Origin of the sequence: Xanthomonas axonopodis (assembly GCF_001304695.1) — a bacterium.
Taxonomy (GTDB): domain Bacteria; phylum Pseudomonadota; class Gammaproteobacteria; order Xanthomonadales; family Xanthomonadaceae; genus Xanthomonas; species Xanthomonas axonopodis.
The window spans coordinates 1-20,849 of sequence record NZ_JFAQ01000049.1; the positions used below are offsets into that span (position 1 = coordinate 1).

Here is a 20,849-nt window from a genome sequence, read left to right on the forward strand (position 1 = left end):
GCCGAGCAGGCACCCGTTGCACGCATTCTGGCCGCACGTCACATTCCCGGCCGATAGCCCATTGGTATTACCCCATGTCCAGCGGCTGAACGTCGGCTTACACTTCAGCCGCGCCACCGCCGGCCGTTAATCCCGTTTAACGCAGACACCGTTTCTGTGCTGCCGTCGTCCGGACCCTGCGCGCTTGCCGAAGACAATTTTGCGACCGCCATGGCAGGACGCCCGGCCCCTTTTCATTGCCGAAGACCATACCTATGCGCCTGAATCTCCTTGTACTCACGGTGGCTGCTGCCATCGTTCCCGCCGCTGCCAATGCAGCCACCTCGATCGAAAACTGGCCGACCAAGTACACCTTCGGTGACGGCACCGAGCTGGGCCTGACCGGCAACTACGCCTACGACGACAACAACTTCTCCGGCGACGACCGTCTGGAAGACCGCAACGACTTCCGCCGCAAGGAATTCGGCGCCACCATCAAGAAGAAGGGCGTCTACGACGCCATGGTGTACTACGACTTCGAGTCCAAGCTGTGGCTGGACGTGTTCTACCGGTTCGAGACCAAGGCCCTGTTCGGCCAGGATTACGGCCGGGTGCGCCTGGGCTACATGAAGGTGCCGGTGGGCCTGGAAGCAGTGCAGAGCTCGCGTTCGGGCAGCTTCATGGAACTGGGCCTGCCGATCCAGGCGGTGTTCCAGGGTCGCCGGACCGGCGCGGAATGGACGCTGGAACGTCAGCAGTACCTGCTGCAGGCCGGCGCTTACGGCGGCAAGGATCTGCAGGGTGACAACCCGGGCACCACCCAAGCCGTGCACGCGGCATGGACCCCGATGAAGGCCGAAGGCGACGTGCTGCATCTGGGCATCGCCGGCTCGATCGAAAACCCGCGCGGTTACAGCGACGGCCGCGGCGTGTCATTCAGCCCGCGTGTGCGCCTGCGTGCGCGCCCGGAAGCCGGCCTGACCGATGTGCGCCTGATCGACACCGGCACCATCCGCGATGTAGACCATGTGATCCGCACCGGCCTGGAAGCGGTGTGGATCCATGGTCCGTTCTCGCTGCAGAGCGAAGCCCTGCGTGCCGAAGTGGCCCGCAACGCCAACCAGCCGCATTTCATCGCGCAGGGCCAGTATGTCTACGGCACCTGGACGCTGACCGGCGAGTCGCGCAGCTATGTCGGCGGCGTGCCGGGCAACATCAAGCCGTCGCACGACTACGGCGCGGTCGAGCTGACCGCCCGCTACAGCCGCCTGAACCTGGAAGACAACAATGTGCATGGCGGCCGCCAGCACGACACCACCATTGGCGCCAACTGGTACCTCACCAGCCACTTCAAGTTCCAGGCGAACTACAGCTGGGTGGATTCCTCGCGCAATGGCGTGCATGAAACCCCGCACGTGATGGAACTGCGTGCGCAGGTGCAGTTCTAAGCCACATTGCGCAAAGGCAGCGCGCCGGCGATTCGCCCCGGCGCACTGCCGCGCGTCATGACCTCGCACCGGTGCGCCTGTGCCCCTGTGCCCCTGTGCCCCTGTGCGCCACCAGCATCGCACCGCAACAGGCATTCGACACGGCCGCATCCATCACGGATGCGGCCGTTGTCGTATTCGGCGCCTGCCCGCGCAATAAAAGCGACTGACACAGGTCGCGAGCGGTCGGCAGGCAGATGTGGGCGCAGCGCCCGGAACCGTCGTCGACGCGTGGCATCTACCGCAGCGAGCGTCAGCCGCGTCTGTCTGGCGGTGAGCGCAGCCGTTTTTTTAGCCGTTCCAGGTTGGTGGCTGCGCGATCCGGCAACGGACCGCCATACTTGCGGCCATGTACGCATCGCAACGTCGCCGTCTGCTGCTCACCCTATTTATTGTGCTGGGCGGGATGGTCGTGGCCATGGTCGCAGCCGGGCACTTCGTCGAACAGAGCGCGCTGCACGATGAAAGCGCCACCGTGCGCCGCCAGCTGCGGCTCTACGCGCAAGCGCTGCAGCAGCGCGTGGACCGTTATCGCACGTTGCCGCAGATTCTGGCGCTGGACCCGGAGTTGCGCGCAGCCGTGTCCGGCCCGCTGTCGCCGGCACAGGTGGATGCACTCAACCGCAAGCTCGAACGCGCCAACAATGTCACTCAATCGTCGACGCTGACGTTGATCAACCGCGATGGCGTGGCACTGGCGTCCAGCAACTGGCAGGCGCCGCGCAGCAACGTCGGCGTGGATTACGCCTTCCGCCCGTACTACCAGCAGGCGCTGGCCACCGGCAGCGGCAGCTTCTACGGCATCGGCATGACCACCAGCGAGCCAGGCTATTTCCTGTCGCAGGCCATTGTCGATGGCGCCGGCCAGGTGCAGGGCGTGGTGGTGATCAAGATCGCGCTGGCTGCGCTGGAGAGAGAGTGGCTGCAGACCCCGGATATCGTGCTGGCGTCGGACGCGCACAATGTAGTGTTTCTGGCCAGCCAGCCGGAATGGCGCTACCGCGTGCTGGCCCCGCTCAGCGACCGCGATCGCCGCGAACTGCAAAGCACCCGCCAGTACGCCGACCAGCAATTGCTGCCGCTGCGGCGCCGGCTGATCGAGCAGACCGGGTACGGCGGTGTGCTGGCCGACGTGCGCGACCCGCCGCTCGGCGCGCAGGTGGTGTGGCAGACCCTGGAAGTGCCCGAAAGCGGCTGGCGCCTACATCTGCTGCACGACACTCGAGCCAGCGCCGCTGCCGGCCGCGCCGCGGCGATTGCCGCCGCCGGCGCGTGGCTGGCCTTGGCCCTGCTGTGGTTGTTCGTGCAACAACGGCGCCGGCTGTCGGCATTGCGCCAGCGCAGCCGGCACGAACTGGAAACCTTGCTGCAGCAACACGCCGAAGAGCTGCGCACCGCCCAGGACGGCCTGGTCACCGCCGCGCAGCAGGCCAATGCCGGCCTGAGCCGCAGCCTGGAACATCTGCCGCAAGGGGTGGTGGTGATCGACGAGGCACTCAACCTGGTGGCGTGGAATTCGCGCTATGTGGAACTGGCCCGGTTTCCGCCGGAACTGCTCAAGATCGGCCGTCCGATCGAAGACCTGTTCCGCTTCAATGCACGCCGCGGCCTGCTGGGGCCGGGGTCGATCGAAGCGGCGATCGAGCGGCGCCTGAACCACTTGCGCAGCGGCAAGCCGCATATGCGAGAGAGCGAAAAAGAAGACGGCACCGTGCTGGAAATCCGCGGCAACCCGCTACCCGATGGCGGCTTTGTCACCAGTTACGCCGACATCACCAGCTACAAGAACGCCGCACGCGAACTGCGCTCGCTGGCCGACGCGCTGGAACACCGCGTGGCCGAGCGCACCCGCGACCTGGCAGCGGCCAAGCGCGAAGCCGAAAGCGCCAACCGCTACAAGACCCGCTTCGTCGCCTCGGCGGTGCACGACCTGCTGCAGCCGCTCAACGCCGCGCGCATGTTCGTCTCGGTGTTGCGTGGGCAAGTGCACGAGGCCGGCAGCGCGCGCGTGGTCGACAACATCGACGGTGCGCTGGCGGCGCAGGACGCCATCCTCAACAGCCTGCTGGACATCTCGCGCCTGGAAGCCGGCAGCCTGAAGACCCAGGTGCGCAACTTTGCGCTTGCGCCCCTGCTGGACACCCTGGCGCGCGACTTCGGCATCCTGGCCGAAGACCGCGGGCTGGTGCTGGAATCGGTGCCGACCTCGGCGGTGGTGTTGAGCGATGAAAACCTGCTGCGCCGCATCCTGCAGAACTTTCTCTCCAACGCCATCCGCTATACGCCGCGCGGACGCGTGCTGATCGGCTGCCGTCGCCGCGGCGGCTGGCTGCGTATCGAAGTGCACGACCAGGGCCCCGGCATTCCCGAAGCCTTGCAACACGAAATCTTCGAAGAATTCCGCCGCCTGGACGACGGCGTGGCCAACGATCGCGGTGCAGGCCTGGGCCTGGCCATCGTCGAGCGCATCGGCCGCCTGCTCGGCCATCGCATCGGGCTGCGTTCCACCCTGGGCGCCGGCAGCGTGTTTTCGGTGACGGTCCCGCTGGGCGATCGCGCCACCATCGCACGGCAACTGCCAGCACCTGTCAGCACCGCCGAACACGGCAACGACCCCATCCTGCATGGCTGCCGGGTGTGGTGCGTGGATGATGAGCCATTGGTGTGCGAGGCCACCCGCACGCTGCTGGAACGCTGGGAATGCCGCGTGGATTTTGCCGGCGGCCCGGATGAGGCATTGAGCGCTGCCAATGCCGAGGAGGTGCCGGAATTGCTGCTGCTGGATGTGCGCATGGCTGCACACCACGGCCCCATGCTGCTGTCGCAGTTGGTGGAACGCTGGCAACGCGAGCCACGCGTGATCCTGGTCACCGCAGAACCGGACCCTGTCCTGCGCGAGCATGCGCTGGACCTGGGCTGGGGATTTTTGTCCAAACCGGTCCGCCCGCCTACCCTGCGTGCGCTGGTGACGCAGATGTTGATGCGGCGCGGGTAACGCTGCCTGCTTCCTTTCATGCGCCCAAGACCGGCAGCGCACGCACCGACCCGATCGGCGCATCGGCAGGCCACCAGAGCACCCGCGGCGACGGCAGAGACGGATCGACCTTCACGTCAGGCGACAACGCCAGCGGCCGCTGGCGAATGCGGCGTGCGTGTTGTGGCGAGGCCACTGCACGTGTGGCACTGCAGCCGCGTGGGCCGATGTTGAACGCGCATCAATCGATGAGAAACCAGCAATTATCAACATCGACCATCTCGACCAGAATCGAGTGCCTCGGATGTTATACGTCCATGCATATCTATCGTGGAGGGCGATTTATGCGCAGTTCCCGCAGCGAGGCCACGCAACAGTCGAAACTCGGGATGGTGCTGAGGGTGACCTCGGGCAACTTCCTCGAGCAGTTCGACTTCTTCCTGTTCGGCTTTTACGCAATGCAGATCGCCGCGGCATTCTTCCCGGCGAGCAACCAATTTGCGTCCCTGATGATGACCTTCGCCGTGTTTGGCGCGGGCTTTCTGATGCGGCCGCTGGGTGCGGTGATCCTGGGTGCCTACATCGACGATGTCGGACGCCGCAAAGGCTTGATCGTGACCTTGACCATCATGGCCAGCGGTACCGTGCTGATCGTGCTGGTGCCAGGCTACGCCAGCATCGGCTTGTGGGCCCCGGCCCTGGTGCTGCTCGGCCGCCTGCTGCAGGGCTTCTCGGCCGGCGCCGAAATGGGCGGCGTGTCGGTGTATCTGGCCGAGATGGCCACGCCGGGTCGGCGCGGCTTCTACGCCAGTTGGCAATCGGCCAGCCAGCAGCTCGCCATCGTCGCTGCGGCCGCAATCGGGTTTGCGCTCAATCAGCTGATGGCGCCGCAGGATCTGGCGCAATGGGGCTGGCGGATTCCGTTCGGCATCGGTTGCGTGATCATTCCCTTCATCTTCCTGCTGCGGCGGAGCCTGGAAGAAACTGCCGAATTTGCCCAGCGTCGGCAGCCGGTCACGATGAAGCAGGTGATGCGCGGGCTGGCGAACAATGCCGGCATCGTGATTGCCGGCGGCTTGATGGTCGCGCTGACGACGACCGCGTTCTATCTGATCACCGTCTACGCACCCACCTTCGGCAAGAGCGTACTCAAACTCAGTACCGGCGATGCGTTGATCGTCACGCTGCTGGTGGGCGTCTCCAATTTCATCTGGCTGCCGATCGGCGGCGCGCTCAGCGACCGCTTCGGCCGCAAGCCGCTGCTGTTGACCATGGCGGTGGTGTGCATCGTGACGGCCTACCCGGTGCTTGCGTTGCTTGCGGCGGCACCGAGCTTTGCGCACATGTTGCAGGCGCTGCTGTGGCTGTCCTTCATCTACGGTATCTACAACGGCGCCATGATTCCGGCGCTCACAGAACGGATGCCAGCGCATGTGCGGGTGGCGGGATTCTCGCTTGCCTACAGCCTGGCCACCGCGGTGTTTGGCGGATTTACGCCGGTGATGTCCACCTGGCTGATCCATGTCACCGGCGACAAGGCGGCGCCTGGCTACTGGCTGGTCTTCGCATCGGTGTGCGCACTGGGAGCCTCGCTGTTTCTGTATCGCCGCCAAGGCAATCCAGTCCCGGCGAGCGGCCTGGATGCTGCGGCAGGCGCCACCAAATGAGGCAGACCCTGTGGAAAAAGTGGCTGGGTGCGATTCTTGCAACGGTTCTGCTGGCGACAGCGGCAGGCGCGCAGGAGTTGACCGTGATGACCTCCGGCGGTTTCACGGCCGCCTTCGATCGCCTGGCGCCGCAGTACACCGAGCAGACCGGGGTGAAGGTCACCACGCTGCTTGGCCCTTCCATGGGCCAAACGCCACAAGCCATTCCCAACCGGCTCGCACGCGGTGAGCATGCCGATGTGGTGATCATGGTCGGTAGCGCCCTGCAAACGCTGATCGACGTCGGCGTGGTCGACCCGGCATCGCGGGTGGAGCTGGCCGATTCGAGGATCGGCATGGTGGTGCGCAGCGGTGCACCCAAGCCCAAGATCGACAGCGTCGAGCATTTCAAACAGACGCTGCTGCACGCCGATTCGGTGGCCTATTCGGACAGCGCCAGCGGCGTCTACATCGAGACCACGCTGTTCAAGCAGCTGCAGATCCAAGGCCCGATGATGGCCAAGAGCAAGAAGATTCCGCGCATCCCGGTGGGCACGGTGGTGGCCGATGGCAGCTATCAACTCGGCTTTCAGCAGGTGGCCGAGCTGCTTCCGGTGGCAGGCGTGGAGTTTGTCGGCAAGATCCCCGAACAGCTGCAGTCGATCACGCGCTACGCGGCCGGTATGCCGATCAACGCGCAGCACCCCGAAGCAGCCAGGCGCCTGCTGGCGTACCTGCAGTCGGGGAAGGCGCAGGCGGTTGCGCGCGTGACTGGCCTGGATCCGGTATCACCGTGAACGTGCGGGCATCCGTCGCACCAGTTCCGCCAGTTCGAGCGCGGTGGGTGTCAGCGTGCGTCCGCGACGTTTGAGCAGTCCCACGTTGCGCGATACCTCCGGTTCGACCAGCGGCACTGCCGACAGCATCGGATGCGGGCCGGACGGCATGGCAATGGAAGGCACCGCGGCAATACCGAGGCCGGCCTCTACCAACCCCAGCAACGTGGTGATGTGGCGGGTCTCGCAGATGCTCGGCTTGTCCGGCGTGAATGCAGCCAGCGCCCGATCCAGCACCAACCGGTTGCCCGATGTCTTGTCCAGCGTGATGTAGTCGTAGCCGCAGGCCTCCTGCCAACTGACCTGTGCGCGCCCGGACAGCGGATGGTCCTGGCGGCAGGCAATCACATAGCGTTCTTGCAGCAACGGTTCGAACTCCACCTCCGGGGCCAGGTTGCCGCTGAAGCTGACCCCGAAATCCGCTTCGCCGGAGGCCACTGCCGCACTGACGTGACTGGCGCTGCCGTCGAACAGCCGGATGCGGATTTTCGGAAACAACTGATGCAGCCCGTGGATCGCCTGCGGCATGAAGTAGTACGCGGCAGATGGCACACAGGCCACGGTCACCGTACCCATCCTGCTGGAACCTGCATCGCCGATGCTCATTAGCGCCATGTCCAGATCGTCGAGCATGCGCTCGACCTGCGGCATGAACGCCTGGCCGACGGTGGTGAGCACGACCTTGCGCGTGGTGCGCTCGAACAGCTTGACGTTCAACGCCGACTCGAGCTTGTCGATCCTGCGGCTGAGCGCCGGCTGCGTGATGCGGATGCGTTCGGCAGCGCGGCGAAAGCTGCCGTTCTCGGCGACGGCGCGGAATGCCTGCAGATCGTTGAGGTCGAATTTGATGGTCACAATGCCGCAGCTTCAGTGTTCGATGGCCGTCGCCATAGCATAGACGCTTGCCTGCGGTGCTGCGTCTGACGTTGCGAAGCCGCTGCATTCGATGCGCAGTGCATGCGTTCGCATTGGAACAGCCACCTACATCGAACGTGACGCCGCAACTCCCACGTCTCGCAACACACTGCCTGCGCGATGGCGCTGCATCGACCATTCGGACGATCAGGCAAGGATGCCGGATAACCGGGCTCACGCTCGCTCCCCGCGCCGCCGCACAGTGGCTGGCAACACGCAACACGCCACTACCGGGAGACCTCACGCATGCATCAGCCACGCTCACTGGACCACTACCGCCTGCTCGGCCGCTCCGGCCTGCGCATCTCGCCACTGTCGCTGGGTACCATGACCTATGGCGAAGCCTGGGGCTGGGGCGCAGATGCAGGCGAAGCCAAGCGCATCTTCGACGCCTATGCCGAACGCGGCGGCAATTTCATCGACACGGCGGTGAACTACACCAACGGCGGCTCCGAACGCATCCTCGGCGAGTTGATCAAGGACCGACGCGAACGCTTCGTGCTGGCCACCAAATTCACCATGGCACGCGATGCGGCCAACATCAATTCCGGCGGTAATCATCGCCTGAACCTGATCCGCTCGGTCGAAACCAGCCTGCGCCAACTTGCCACCGACCGGATCGATCTGCTGTACCTGCACGCCTGGGATTTCACCACCGCACCGGACGAGGTGATGCGCGGGCTGGAGCATCTGGTGCAAGCGGGCAAGGTGCTCTATCTGGGCATCTGCAATACCCCGGCCTGGCGCGTGGCGCAATTGCAGACCCTGGCCGACCTGCGCGGCTGGTCGCCGTTGGTGGCGCTGCAGATCGAGTACAGCCTGGTCGAACGCAGCGTCGAACACGAGCTGCTGCCGATGGCGCGCGAACTCGGCCTGGGCGTGTTGCCGTGGTCGCCGCTGGGCGGTGGCATCCTCACCGGCAAATACAGCCGCGCCGATCTGACCGACGACAATGCGGCAGAGGTGTCGAGCAGCCGCAAGGGGGTGATCGCATCGACCGGGCATCTCAATGCGCGCTCGCTGGAAATTGCCGATGTGGTCGGGGCGGTCGCCGATGAACTGGGCGCATCGCGCTCGCAGGTGGCGCTGGCCTGGACCTTGCGCAACCCGGCCGTCGTATCGCCGGTGATGGGCGCACGCACCTTGCAGCAGGCCGAAGACAATTTCGGCGCGCTGGAGATCGTGCTCAGCGACGAGCAAGTTGCGCGCCTGGACGCGGTCAGCGCAGTACCGCCGATTTTCCCCGAACGCTTCATCGGCAGGCCCATGGCGCAGCAGTTGATCTTCGGCACCCATCACGTGCAGCTGCGCACCTGATCACCACGGAGCAGCCCTGACCAGACTCTCAACCATCACGGCGGCAGCGCTGCTTGTCGCCGCAGCGTTCGCAGGCAATGCCGGCGCCACAGCAAAGGACGTTGCATCCACAGACACCTCTGCAGGGCAAGCGGTGCCCAGCTGCAACAAACGCATCGTCGAAGCGGCCTTTGCGCAATGGCAGGCCGGTGGCAGCGGCATCTTCGAGACGCTGCTGTCGCCCGAGGTGGTGTGGACCATCGAAGGCTCCGGTCCGAGCGCCGGCACCTTGCGTGGTCGCGACGTGTTGGCCGAGACCGCGGTGCGTCCGCTGAGCGAGCGCCTGGCCTCGCCACTGCGGCCGGTGCAGCAACACCTCTGGGCCGATGGCGAGCACGTCATCGTGCAGTGGGAAGGCGTGGCCACGCTGCGTGATGGCGGCAGCTATCGCAATCGCTACGCATGGATCATGCGGATGGCCGATGGCAAGGCGGTCGAGGTCAACGCCTTCCTCGACCTGCCCGCCTACGACGCGGTACTGCAGCGCGGCCATCGCCAGATGCAACGCAGGGCCAGCCCATGAGCGACCGACCGATGAAAGCCGCCATCGCGGTGGCGCTGGGCGCCGGCTCGGCGCTCGCCAGCCCATTCGCGGCAGCTGCGCAACCGCCCATCGCGCCCGCCGCTATCGCGACCCAACAACCAGGACATCCGATGCAAGCACACCCCTATCTCGGCATGTGGGTTACCGGCGACGGACGGATCCGGCAGGAACTCCTGCCGAACGGCCGCTACGACGAGGCCCGCGGCACGCGCCAAAGTGCCTACCAGGGCCGCTACGAAATCTCCGGCAACCACATCGAATACTGGGACGACACCGGCTTCACCGCCGGCGGCCGTTTCGTCACCGACGATGAGCTGCACCATGGCGGCATGGTGTTCTACCGGCAGCCGCCGGCCTAGAGCGACTAAAAACGAACCGCTCGCCTTGGTTGATCACCGGGCCTGGCGCGGCCGCATGAGCGGCATCGGTGATGCGTTGCGCGTGCGGCAGACCGCAATGCGCAGCAACCTTCAGCGTACGCTGGATCAGCCCTCGCCTTCCGGCTCCAACGCCTTGACGAGTACCGCCGCCTGCGTGCGGCTGTAGCAGTCGAGCTTTTTCAGGATCGCGGTGACGTGCACCTTGACGGTGTTTTCGGCCAGGCCCAGTTCGTGCGCGATCTGCTTGTTGAGCAGGCCATCGGCCAGGCTCAGCAGCACACGGAATTGTTGCGGGGTGAGCTGGGCGAGTTTGGAGGCCAGTTGTGCATCGGCCTCCGAGCGTTCGGCGGTCATCGGCGGGAACCAGGTGCCGCCTTCCAGCACGCTGGCCACCGCGGTACCGATCGATTCGGCCGGCGTGGATTTGGGAATGAACCCGGCCGCGCCGAACTGCTGCGCACGCCGGATCACCCGCGGATGATCGTTGGAGGAGATCACCACCACCGGAATGTCCGGGTGTTCGCCACGCACATGCAACAGCGCCGAAAAACCGCGTGCACCGGGCATGGCCAGATCCAGCAGCACCAGCTCAGCCTGCGGATGCGAACGCAGCATGGCACTCAAGGTGGCGGCGCTGGAGGCTTCCACCACGTTGGCCTGCGGCAGGGTCTGCTGCAGCACGTGGAGGACGGCGGCGCGGAACAGCGGGTGGTCGTCGGCGACGAGAATGGTGACATCGGCCATGCGCCAAGTCTGGCACATGTGCCGCCGCCGATACCCTGCCCTAGCGCGGCGGCTGCGTGCTCGCCCGCCAGGCATCCAGGAACTGGCGGCGCTTGAGCTTGTCCAGATACACCAGCAGCCCGGGGCCGAGCGGGATCGGGCGGAACGGTGGCTGCGCCGAACCGCCGCGGCCACCGGCCGCCGGCAGGATCGGCATCAGCCGCGCTTCGCGCGACAGCACCTGCTGGCCGCGCGGTGAGAGCAGATAGTCAAGGAATATGCGCGCCTCCGGCGCATGCGGCGCCGTCTTGGGGATCACTGCCGTGCGCAATGCCACCAGCGTGTAATCCTGCGGCTGCACGATGCCCAGCGGCGCCCCCGCATCGATGCGGGCCTGCGCATAGGAGCCAAGCACGTTGTAGGCAAGCAACAGCTCGCCACGGCTGACGCGGTCGAGCAAGCTGCCGGTGCGCTCTTCCAACACCACCCGGTTGGCCCCCAGTGCAGCGAGCAGCGCACCGGCGATACTGCCCACCTGGCCGTCCTGGGTGGCGAACAGATACCCCACGCCGCTGCGCTCGACATCGTAGGTTCCGACCTTGCCGCGCAGCGGTGCATCGGGCGCACGCAGCAACGCCAGCAATTGCCGGCGCGTGCGCGGCACGCGGGCGGCATCCAGCTTGCGCGTGTTGTAGACGATGGCCACCGGCTCGTAGCTGATGCCGAACACTTCATGGCGCCATTGCGCCCATGCTGGCAAGGCTTCGGTCTGTGCGGAGCGGTGCGCCAGCGCGTGGCCGTCGTTCACCAGTTTGGTCTGCAGGTCCATGCTGGCGCTGATCAGCATGTCTGCAGCAGGTGCGCCATGGCCTGGGTGCAGATAACGCTCGTAGATGTCCCAGGCGATCACGTCTTCGTAGATCACCTCGGTACCCGGGTGCAACCGTTGATAGTCGCGGATGATTGCACCGAACACTTCCAGGTCGGTGGAGCCCTGCACGCGCAGCTGCACCTGCACCGGGCCCTGTGCAGGAAAGCGGCGCACATCGCCGGGCGCCGCGCAGGCGATGCCATGGACCAGCAGCAATACCAGCATCCACATCGGCCGCATCATGCGCCTCCTCCAGGAAAATGCAGCGAGGCGATCAAGCCGCCACCGATGCGGTTGGCCAGATCGATGCGTCCGCCATGCGCTTCCACCACGCGCTTGACGATGGCCAATCCCAGCCCGGCGCCGCCGGCAGGCGCATCCGCTCCCCGTACGAAACGCTCGAACACCCGCTCGGCTTCGGCAGCTGGAATGCCGGGACCATGATCGGCGATGGTCAGCACGTGATGGTTGCCGTCGCTGGTGAGCGCCACCTGCAGCGGTCCACCGGCACCGTATTCGCAGGCGTTGTCGATCAGGTTTTTCAGCGCCTCGCGCAGTAGCAATGCATCGCCACGCAGCAGCGCCGGTTGCGGGTCGACCGCCAGCTGCACGCGCGGTGCGCCTGCGCTGCGCGGCAGCGCTTCGTACAAGGCCTGATGCAACACCTCGGCCAGATCCACGGTGTCAAAGCGCTGCAGGTTGGCACGATGGATCGCGCTGGCATCGCTGAGCAACTGATTGAGCAGCCGGCTCATGTGGCTGGCATTGCGCTCGATCGCCACCAGGCTGCGTTGCATCTCGTGCGGGTCGTCGTCGTCCATCGCCAGTTGCGCCTGTGCGCGCAAGGCCGCCAGCGGCGTGCGCATCTGGTGCGCGGCTTCGGCCATGAAGGCGCGCAAGGTTTCGTTACTGGACGATAGCCGCGCCATGAACCGGTTGAGCGCGGTCACCATCAACTGCATTTCCTGCGGCGCCGGCACGTTCAGCGGCTTGAGGTCGGAGGGTTCGCGCCGCGACAGATCGCGCTCGATGCGCTGCAGCGGCCGCAACGCGCGGTAGACGCCCAGCCACACCAACCCCAGCGCCAGCAGCGACAGCACGCCAATCGCCGCCAAGGCGTTGAGCACCACATCGCGCGCCACCGCATCGCGTGCGCGCCGGGTCTGGCCCACCTGCACCCGCACCTCGCCCTGCCCCGACGCCGACGCCACCCGATGCATCACCACCGCAAAGCGCACCGGCTCGCCGCTGTACTGCGCATCGAACAACAGCGGCCGCTCGTCGCGGGGGGCACGCGGCGGCAGCGGCAGCGTCTCTTCGCCGGTGATGGTGCGGCCCTGCGCATCGAACACGCGATAGAACACGCGGTCTTCCGGTGCCATGCCGAGCAGATCCAGCGAGGCGTACGGCAGATCCACCTGCCAGTCACCACCGACCAATGCCACGCTGTCGATGATCGACAAGGCCGAGGACACCAGCAGATGATCGTAGGACCGATTGGCCGCCCGCTCGCCGTAATTGCGTGCGGCAAAGAACAGCACCACCGCACCCAGCAGCGACAGGCTGCCCAGATACAGCACCAAGGTGCGCCGGATCGACGGTGCCACCGTCAGCGGCTCAGCCATCGACGCCCGGCTCCATCGGCGCATGCGGGTCGGCTTCTTGGAGTTTGTAACCGGCACCGCGCACTGTGACGATGCGCAATGGTGCCGCGGCCAGCTTGCGCCGCAGCCGGCCGACATACAGCTCGATCGCGTTGGGCCCGGCATCATCGTCGAAGCCGAACAACCCGTTGCCGATCTCGTCCTTGCCAACCACTTGCCCGAGCCGTCCGATCAGGATTTCGAACAGACGATATTCGCGATTGGGCAACTCGATCGGCACGCCATCCAGCAGCAGCGTGTGCGCGGCATTGTCGAAGACAAATCCGCCGATCTGCACCACCTCGCTGGCCTGGCCACGACTGCGCCGCAGCAACACCCGGCAACGCGCTTCGAACTCGCGGAAGTCGAACGGCTTGCCCAGGTAATCGTCCGCACCGACATCCAATGCCTGCACGCGGTCTTCGATGCCATCGCGCGCGGTCAGCATCAGCACCGGCGTGGTATCGCCGCGCTCGCGCATGCCGGCCAGCACCCGCAACCCATCGAATTTGGGCAACCCGATATCCAGCACCACCAGATCGAAGTTCTGATACCGCAACACACTTGCCGCCGCCAACCCATCGGCCTGCCAATCCACCGCATGCCCGCTACGGCGCATGCGCCGCACGATGGCATCGGCGAGGTCGGCGTTGTCTTCGACTAGGAGAAGGCGCATGAGCGAGGATTGGGGAGTCGGGATTGGGGATTAGCAAAGGCAGTTGGCTGCGGCCGGAAGGTAACAGGCCGTGCAAACAAAAGCTTGCGGCCGTTGCAATTGTGCTTTTACGAATCCCCAATCCCGACTCCCCAATCCCGCCCCTCAACGACAGGTCCATGACAGCTTCGCCGGACTAGGCTGCTGCCAACGCGCCGCGGCGGTTATGCAGCGCATCGGCCAAACGTGATTCACACATGTACCTGGGAGCGTCTGTGAGCAACGACACCTTGCGTTTGCGTGCCTTCGGCGCCTGCGCGGCGATTTGCCTTGCACCGGCGGCACATGCCGCCGACGAGGCCGGCCCGGTCACTGCCGAAGTGGGCGGGCGCGTGCATTGGGACTTCACCGTGTTCGACAACGACGACCGTGGTGCGCGCGAGCCCAACGACACCCAGTTCCGCCGCGTGTGGCTGGATGTGTCCGGCAAGTTCTACGGGTTCAATTACAAGGCCGAGGCGGATTTCGCCGGTCTGCAGTACGAAGCGGGCAGCCGCGGCATCCTGGCGCGCGATGTCTATATCGCCAAGAAGTTTTCGGCCGGTACGCTGACCGTTGGCCAGTTCAAGCAGTACTTTTCGCTGGACGATCGCACCGGCTCCAACTACGGCCCGTTCCTGGAACGCGGCTACGCCTCGACCACGCTGGCGCCGATCTACCGCAAGGCCATTTCCTGGCAGACCAATCGCCCGGATGCGACCTGGTCCACGTCCGCCTACAGCCTGGAAAGCATCGATAATTCCTCGACCAAGGGCGGCGCGCTCGGCACGCGCCTGACCTACGCCCCGGAGATGGGCGAGGCACGCTTGCGCCACCTGGGCCTGTCGCTGGCGCACGAGCGCTATTCGCATCCGGGCAGTGGTGGCGCTTCGTCGCTGCTGATCCGCCCACGTCCGGAAAACGATCTGGCCAACAATAGCCGCATCACCCTGGCGCGTTTTGCCGACGGCCGCGACACCGATTTCGACAAGTGGTCGCTGGAATATGCCGAAGTGCTCGGCCCGTGGTCGTGGCAGAGCGAATTCAGCGGCGGCCTGCTCGACGATGGCGCGCAGCACGCCAAGGTGTTGGCCAGCTATGGGCTGGTCAGCTGGTTCGTCACCGGCGAATCGCGCGGTTACGACCGCAAGACCGGCCGCTTCAGCCGCATCGCCATGCCCAACCGCCCCTCCGGTGCGTTCGAGCTGGCATTGCGCTACGACTACATGCGTGGCAACCAGCATCTGGACGGGCAACCGGACTTCATCAACGCCAGCACGCAGTCGTGGACGCTGGGCGGCAACTGGTATTTCAAGCCGAACCTGCGCGTGATGCTCAACGTGATCGATAGCCACAACCGCGACCGCATTTCCGACGCAGTGGTCGACCACACGCTAGCGGTGACCGGCCGCTTTCAGTACGACTTCTGATGCGCATCTGCATCGCATCGGCCAGCAGAAAGATCGCCGTGCGCCTGTCGGCTGCATGGATCGGTGCAACGTGCCGCAGTGCCGCTGCGTGCGCCCCCACCACCCTGCGTGCGGTACGTCACCTGCGTGACGTCGCCTTCGCATGCCTGGATCGTCAGCGTTGCGCACCCTGCGCAACGCTGAGTTCCACTCTCCCCCTGCTGTACGCCTCAAAGGATTCGCCCGCATGCTGACCGCGCTCGGTTTCGGAATGGTGATCACCTTCATGTACCTGATCATGAGCAAGCGGTTGTCGCCGCTGGTGGCTCTGATCACGGTGCCGATCGTGTTCGCGTTGCTGGGCGGCTTCGGCACCGGCATCAACGAGATGATGCTCGAAGGCATCAAGAAGATCGCGCCCACCGGCGTGATGCTGATGTTCGCCATCCTGTATTTCGGGGTGATGATCGATGCCGGGCTGTTCGACCCGCTGGTTGGCCGCATCCTGCGTCTGGTCAAGGGCGATCCACTGAAGATCGTGATGGGGACGGCGATCCTGGCGCTGCTGATCTCGCTCGACGGCGACGGCTCGACCACCTACATGATCACCGTCTCTGCGATGTTGCCGCTGTACCGGCGCCTGGGCATGAACGCGCTCAACCTGACCTGCGTCACCATCCTGTCCAGCGGCGTGATGAACCTGACCCCGTGGGGCGGCCCGACCGCCCGCGCCGCCACCGCGCTGCATGTGGATCCGGCCGATGTGTTCGTGCCGTCGGTGCCGGCCATGGTGCTGGCGATCGCTGGCATCCTGACGCTGGCCTGGTATCTGGGCATGCGCGAGCGTCGCCGCCTGGGCGTGGTGCGCCTGCCGGCCGATGGCAACTGGCTGGACACCAGCATCCCCGAAGAAAACGACGCCCTGCCGCGTGTGGAAGACACCGAGGACATGAAGCGGCCGAAGTTGCTGTGGGTGAATCTGCTGTTGACGTTGGCCCTGATGGGCGCGCTTGTGGTGAGCGTGCTGCCGATGCCGGTGCTGTTCATGATCGGCTTCGCGCTGGCGCTGATGATCAACTACCCGAATCTGTCCGAGCAGCGTCGTCGCTTGGTCAATCACGCCGGCAACGTGCTGTCGGTGGTGTCGCTGATCTTCGCTGCGGGTATCTTCACCGGCATCCTGTCCAACACCGGCATGGTCGAAGCAATGTCGCGCAGCTTTCTGGCCGTCATTCCCGACAGCTGGGGCCCCTATCTGGCGGTGATCACGGCGATCGTCAGCATGCCGTTCACGTTTTTCATGTCCAATGATGCGTTCTATTTCGGCGTGCTGCCGATCCTGTCCGAGGCCGCCAGCCATTACGGCATCACCCCGGTGGAAATGGCCCGCGCCTCGCTCGCCGGCCAGCCGGTGCACCTGCTCAGCCCCCTGGTCCCATCGACCTATCTTCTGATCGGGTTGGCCAAGGTCGACTTCGCCGACCATCAACGCTTCACGCTCAAGTGGGCGGTGCTGATTTCACTGTTGATGCTTGGCGGCGGGTTGTTGTTTGGCTTGTTTCCGCTGGCGCGCTGACGCCCGCCGGGATTCGGCATTCGGGATTGGGGATTCGCAAAAGCGAATACCGCTGCCCGCTGTTGCGAATCCCGTCATCCCCAATCCCGAATCCCAACTCCGAAGGAGTGACACCCAATGACTCTCCGCATCGCATACGTCACCAGTGGCATGGGCAGTGTTGGTACCGCGATCTGCCAGAAGCTGGCGCGCAGCGGGCATACCGTGGTTGCCGGTTGCGGGCCCAATTCGCCACGCAAGGCGTCGTGGTTACGCGAGCAGCGCGAGTTGGGCTTCGATTTCGTCGCATCCGAAGGCAATGCCGCCGATTGGGAGTCCACCGTCGCCGCGTTCGCCAAGGTCAAGGCCGAAGTCGGCGAGATCGATGTGCTGGTCAACAATGCCGGCGGCAGCCGCGACACCCTGTTCCGGCAGATGAGCCGCGACGACTGGAATGCGGTGATCGCCAGCAACCTGCATTCGTTGTTCAACATCACCAAGCAGGTGGTCGACGGCATGACCTCGCGCGGCTGGGGACGCATCGTCAACATCGGCTCGGTCAGCGCGCACAAGGGGCAGATCGGTCAGATCAGTTTCGCCACCGCCAAGGCGGCCATGCATGGCTTCAGTCGCGCCTTGGCGCAGGAGGTCGCCTCGCGCGGGGTCACCGTCAACACCATCTCGCCCGGTTATATCGCCAGCGCCTCGATCAGCAGCTTCCCGCCGGATGTGCTCGATCGCCTGGCCACCTCGGTGCCGGTGCGCCGCCTGGGCAAGCCCTCGGAGGTGGCCGGCCTGTGCGCCTGGCTAGCGTCCGACGATGCCGCTTACGTCACCGGTGCCGACTACGCGGTCAACGGCGGCCTGTACATGGTTTGAGCGGGCCCCACGACACGCTCTCGCCGCGCACTACTGCATGTCCCACTGCCCGCCTGCCCCGCACATCCGGCGCTCGATCTACGGGAGCGCCCACAAGGCTAGGAGATCCGTGCGCGCGTGCGCCCTGCCCGCGTGCGCAAGCAGCCGCGACCGTGCGAACAACCCGCCTCTAGTGCGAACTGATTACACTCTGGCCTTTTCCGCAGCGCGCTGCCATGGCCAAACCCTCAGACCGCACCACGCTCACTGCCCGTCCGCAGATGGCCGACATCGCGCGCATGGCGGGCGTGTCCGAATCCACTGTGTCGCGGGCCCTGGCCGGCAGCCCGGTCGTGGCCGAACGCACTCGCGCCTATATCAAGCAGATTGCCGCCGACGCCGGCTACCAGGTCGACCCGGTGGCACGCAGCCTGCGCGCCAAACGCTCCAACACCGTGAGCGTGGCGGTGCCGATGATGCATGCGCTGGACCAGCCGCTCTCGGACCCGTTCCTGATGACCATGCTGGCGCTGCTCGCCGAAGAGCTCACCGGACGCGGCTACAGCATGCTGCTCTCCAAACTGGACCGGCATCAGGATGGCTGGGTGGAACAACTTGCGCGCGGCAGCCGCTCCGACGGCATCATCGTGTTGGGGCAAAGTTTCGAACACGCCGCGCTGGATGCAGCCGCACGCGACGGCCTGCCGATGGCGGTATGGGGCAGCCGCATCGATGGGCAGTCGTACATCAGCGTGGGCAGCGACAATTTCCAGGGCGGCGTGCTCGCCACCGAACATCTCATCGCCAGCGGCCGCCAGCGCATTGCCTTTTTGGGCGATGACCAGTTGCCGGAGGTCGCGCCGCGGTTTGCCGGCTATCGCCACACGCTGGAACGGCACGGGCTGGAAATCGATACGCGGCTGCACGCGCGCAGCCATTTCGTCAGCGAAGATGCCTACCGCCTCATCCGCGCGATGCTCAAGAAAGCCGACCCGCCCGATGGCTTGTTCGCCGCCTCCGATGTGATCGCCGTGGGTGCAATCCGCGCCCTGGTCGAGGCCGGCCACCGCGTGCCGCAAGACATCTCGCTGGTGGGCTTCGACGATATCCCGCTGACTGCTTACAGCCAACCGCCGCTGACCACCGTGCAGCAGGATCTGGGCCTGGCCGCGCGACTGTTGGTAGACCGGCTGCTGGCACTGATTGCAGGCGAGCAGGTGCAATCGGTTGAAATGCCGGTGAAGCTGGTGGTGCGCGAGTCGGCGTGAGGCCGGGAATCGGGAATCGGGAATCGGGAATCGGGAATCGGGAATCGGGAATCGGGAATCGCAAGAGCATGCGCGACCGCGTGCCGAACGCAATCGCGCGTTGTCGCTACGGCATTCGAAGGCGGCCGTCACGCAGCAACGCAGGCGGGGTGACTACGCCACCACCGCCTTCGGTTTACACACGCGCACGCACAGCATCGCCGCTGCCGCTGCCAGCATCAGCGCGCCGGCCAGGCGGACCACGTTGCGCGGGTCGCCGTGCAGCACATGCTGGTAATACAGCGGCAAGGTGACGATCTGGATCAGCATCGGCAGCACGATGAACAGGTTGAACAAGCCCATGTACACGCCGGTGCGCTCGGGCGGGATGCTGTCGGCCAGCATCAGGTATGGGTTGCCCATCATGCTGGCCCAGGCCAGGCCAATGCCGATCATCGGCAGCAACATCAGCCAGCGATTTTCGATGCCAGGTAGTAGCCACATGCCGATACCGGCGGCGACCAGGCAGGCCGCATGCGTGTACTTGGGACCGAAGCGGCGCACCACCGGCACCATCGCAAACGCCGCCAGAAACGCGACGAAATTATAGAACCCGCCGATCTGCCCATTGACCAGGCCGGCCTCGCGGAAACCGTGCGAGGTGGGGTCGGTCGTGCCGAACAACGTGGTCGACAGCGACAGCACGATGTATTGCCAGTAGCAGAAGATCGCATACCACTGAAACAGCATCACCGGCGCCAACTGGCGCATGGTGGGCGGCATCTCGCGCAGCGCACTGCCGATTTCGCGCACGGTCGCAGCCAGCCCGGCGCCGCCCTGGCGGATGCGTGCGATCTCTGCCGGCGCGATCGCCGGCTCGCGCACGCTGCGCGCAGTGAGCAGGATCGAGCCCGCGGAAAAACCCGCGCCGATCACGAACGCGGCAATGGTGACGTAAGGGATGTGGTGTGCGTTGGCAGCGTCCTGGTTCATGCCCATCCACACCAGCAGCGGCGGCGTGAGGTAGGCCAGTGTCTGCGCAAGGCCGGTAAATGCGCTCTGGGTGAGATACCCCAGCGGCCGCTGCGGCGGCGCCAGGACGTCGCTCACCAGCGCACGGTAAGGCTCCATCGCCACGTTGTTGGCCGCATCCAGCACCCACAGCAGGCACACTGCCATCCACAGCGCGGTACTGAACGGCATCGCCAGCAGGCACAGGCTGCACACCAGCGCGCCAAGCACCATGTACGGCATGCGCCGGCCCCACCGCGTCACCGAGCGGTCGCTCCAGGCGCCAACGAACGGCTGCAGCACCAGGCCGGTGATCGGCCCGGCCAGCCACAGGTACGGCAGGTTGGCGTGGTCGGCGCCCAGGTAGTTGTAGATCGGGCTCATGTTGCTCTGCTGTAGCCCGAAGCTGTATTGCACGCCAAAGAACCCGGCGTTGAGTGCCAGGATGCGCGCGAAGGAGAGCGGAGGAACGGTCGACGACATGCAAAGCCCTGGGCATCGGTGCGGCTCCCAATGGCCGCAGCGCACTGTACCCTGCCGCTTATGCAATCGATTGTAACGCTGCGTCGCAACACATTTCCGCGCCTGAAAAACGACGCGATCTTCCCGCAATTTATGTTGCGCCGCAAGATTGCAATCGATTGTATCGCAGCGTATTACTGCGCTCGCACTGCAGGCCACATGGCCACTCCCTGGGATGGGACGATGCAGGCGTCGGCAC

General features: G+C 65.4%; 17 protein-coding genes. 11 read left to right on the forward strand and 6 right to left on the reverse strand.

Features of this window, described 5'->3' with window-relative positions:
- Window positions 1–254: 254 nt before the first annotated feature.
- The 4 genes from XAXN_RS04950 to XAXN_RS04965 all read left to right on the forward strand — a co-directional run bounded on the left by XAXN_RS04950 (window position 255) and on the right by XAXN_RS04965 (window position 6,883).
- Window positions 255–1,427, forward strand: coding sequence for an OprO/OprP family phosphate-selective porin (locus tag XAXN_RS04950; protein WP_054318723.1), 1,173 nt, complete (start codon window positions 255–257; stop codon window positions 1,425–1,427).
- Between the two features lie 388 nt (window positions 1,428–1,815).
- On the forward strand, window positions 1,816–4,461 hold the full coding sequence (locus XAXN_RS04955; protein ID WP_054318724.1) for a hybrid sensor histidine kinase/response regulator: 2,646 nt from the start codon (window positions 1,816–1,818) through the stop codon (window positions 4,459–4,461).
- A 296-nt stretch (window positions 4,462–4,757) separates the two neighbouring features.
- Window positions 4,758–6,107 (forward strand): MFS transporter, encoded by a 1,350-nt coding sequence (gene tcuC, locus XAXN_RS04960; RefSeq protein ID WP_054318725.1) that lies wholly within the window; start codon window positions 4,758–4,760, stop codon window positions 6,105–6,107.
- Window positions 6,108–6,115: 8 nt separating this feature from the next.
- A complete protein-coding gene (locus XAXN_RS04965) occupies window positions 6,116–6,883 on the forward strand; it encodes a substrate-binding domain-containing protein (protein ID WP_174515507.1) in 768 nt (255 codons plus the stop codon).
- Here the strand turns inward: XAXN_RS04965 and XAXN_RS04970 are convergent.
- Window positions 6,875–7,777 (reverse strand): LysR family transcriptional regulator, encoded by a 903-nt coding sequence (locus XAXN_RS04970; RefSeq protein WP_042823628.1) that lies wholly within the window; start codon window positions 7,775–7,777, stop codon window positions 6,875–6,877. The two genes, XAXN_RS04965 and XAXN_RS04970, sit on opposite strands and share 9 nt — an antisense overlap.
- 306 nt (window positions 7,778–8,083) lie before the next feature.
- On the opposite strand from XAXN_RS04970, the gene XAXN_RS04980 reads away from it, so the two are divergent.
- Genes XAXN_RS04980 through XAXN_RS04990 form a run of 3 tightly spaced genes read left to right on the forward strand, consistent with a single transcriptional unit; the run spans window position 8,084 to window position 10,096 of the window.
- Window positions 8,084–9,154: an aldo/keto reductase gene (locus XAXN_RS04980; RefSeq protein ID WP_054318728.1), complete on the forward strand. Its 1,071-nt coding sequence runs from the start codon at window positions 8,084–8,086 to the stop codon at window positions 9,152–9,154.
- A 16-nt stretch (window positions 9,155–9,170) separates the two neighbouring features.
- Complete coding sequence (locus tag XAXN_RS04985; RefSeq protein ID WP_054318729.1) at window positions 9,171–9,716, forward strand: nuclear transport factor 2 family protein; 546 nt, start codon at window positions 9,171–9,173, stop codon at window positions 9,714–9,716.
- An 11-nt stretch (window positions 9,717–9,727) separates the two neighbouring features.
- Entirely contained in the window at window positions 9,728–10,096 is a 369-nt protein-coding gene (locus XAXN_RS04990; protein ID WP_054318730.1) for an Atu4866 domain-containing protein, read from the forward strand.
- A 126-nt stretch (window positions 10,097–10,222) separates the two neighbouring features.
- Here XAXN_RS04990 and XAXN_RS04995 read toward each other — a convergent pair whose 3' ends face one another.
- Genes XAXN_RS04995 through XAXN_RS05010 form a run of 4 tightly spaced genes read right to left on the reverse strand, consistent with a single transcriptional unit; the run spans window position 10,223 to window position 14,030 of the window.
- Window positions 10,223–10,861: a response regulator transcription factor gene (locus XAXN_RS04995; protein ID WP_054318731.1), complete on the reverse strand. Its 639-nt coding sequence runs from the start codon at window positions 10,859–10,861 to the stop codon at window positions 10,223–10,225.
- Window positions 10,862–10,901: 40 nt separating this feature from the next.
- Window positions 10,902–11,951 (reverse strand): ABC transporter substrate-binding protein, encoded by a 1,050-nt coding sequence (locus XAXN_RS05000; RefSeq protein ID WP_054318771.1) that lies wholly within the window; start codon window positions 11,949–11,951, stop codon window positions 10,902–10,904.
- Window positions 11,951–13,336, reverse strand: coding sequence for a sensor histidine kinase (locus XAXN_RS05005; RefSeq protein WP_054318732.1), 1,386 nt, complete (start codon window positions 13,334–13,336; stop codon window positions 11,951–11,953). Before XAXN_RS05005 ends, XAXN_RS05000 begins: the two co-directional genes overlap by 1 nt.
- The gene (locus XAXN_RS05010) at window positions 13,329–14,030 is read right to left on the reverse strand and encodes a response regulator (RefSeq protein WP_054318733.1); all 702 of its coding nucleotides are present in this window, start codon (window positions 14,028–14,030) and stop codon (window positions 13,329–13,331) included. Before XAXN_RS05010 ends, XAXN_RS05005 begins: the two co-directional genes overlap by 8 nt.
- A gap of 254 nt (window positions 14,031–14,284) precedes the next feature.
- Here XAXN_RS05010 and XAXN_RS05015 point away from each other — a divergent pair, with 254 nt between their 5' ends.
- The 4 genes from XAXN_RS05015 to XAXN_RS05030 all read left to right on the forward strand — a co-directional run bounded on the left by XAXN_RS05015 (window position 14,285) and on the right by XAXN_RS05030 (window position 19,138).
- Complete coding sequence (locus tag XAXN_RS05015) at window positions 14,285–15,478, forward strand: OprO/OprP family phosphate-selective porin (RefSeq protein WP_054318772.1); 1,194 nt, start codon at window positions 14,285–14,287, stop codon at window positions 15,476–15,478.
- A gap of 226 nt (window positions 15,479–15,704) precedes the next feature.
- On the forward strand, window positions 15,705–17,033 hold the full coding sequence (locus tag XAXN_RS05020) for a CitMHS family transporter (RefSeq protein WP_054318734.1): 1,329 nt from the start codon (window positions 15,705–15,707) through the stop codon (window positions 17,031–17,033).
- A gap of 117 nt (window positions 17,034–17,150) precedes the next feature.
- Window positions 17,151–17,891 (forward strand): acetoacetyl-CoA reductase, encoded by a 741-nt coding sequence (gene phbB / locus XAXN_RS05025; protein ID WP_054318735.1) that lies wholly within the window; start codon window positions 17,151–17,153, stop codon window positions 17,889–17,891.
- A gap of 215 nt (window positions 17,892–18,106) precedes the next feature.
- Window positions 18,107–19,138: a LacI family DNA-binding transcriptional regulator gene (locus XAXN_RS05030; RefSeq protein WP_054318736.1), complete on the forward strand. Its 1,032-nt coding sequence runs from the start codon at window positions 18,107–18,109 to the stop codon at window positions 19,136–19,138.
- A 153-nt stretch (window positions 19,139–19,291) separates the two neighbouring features.
- Here the strand turns inward: XAXN_RS05030 and XAXN_RS05035 are convergent, their stop codons facing one another.
- On the reverse strand, window positions 19,292–20,611 hold the full coding sequence (locus tag XAXN_RS05035) for an MFS transporter (RefSeq protein WP_054318737.1): 1,320 nt from the start codon (window positions 20,609–20,611) through the stop codon (window positions 19,292–19,294).
- Window positions 20,612–20,849: the final 238 nt, after the last annotated feature.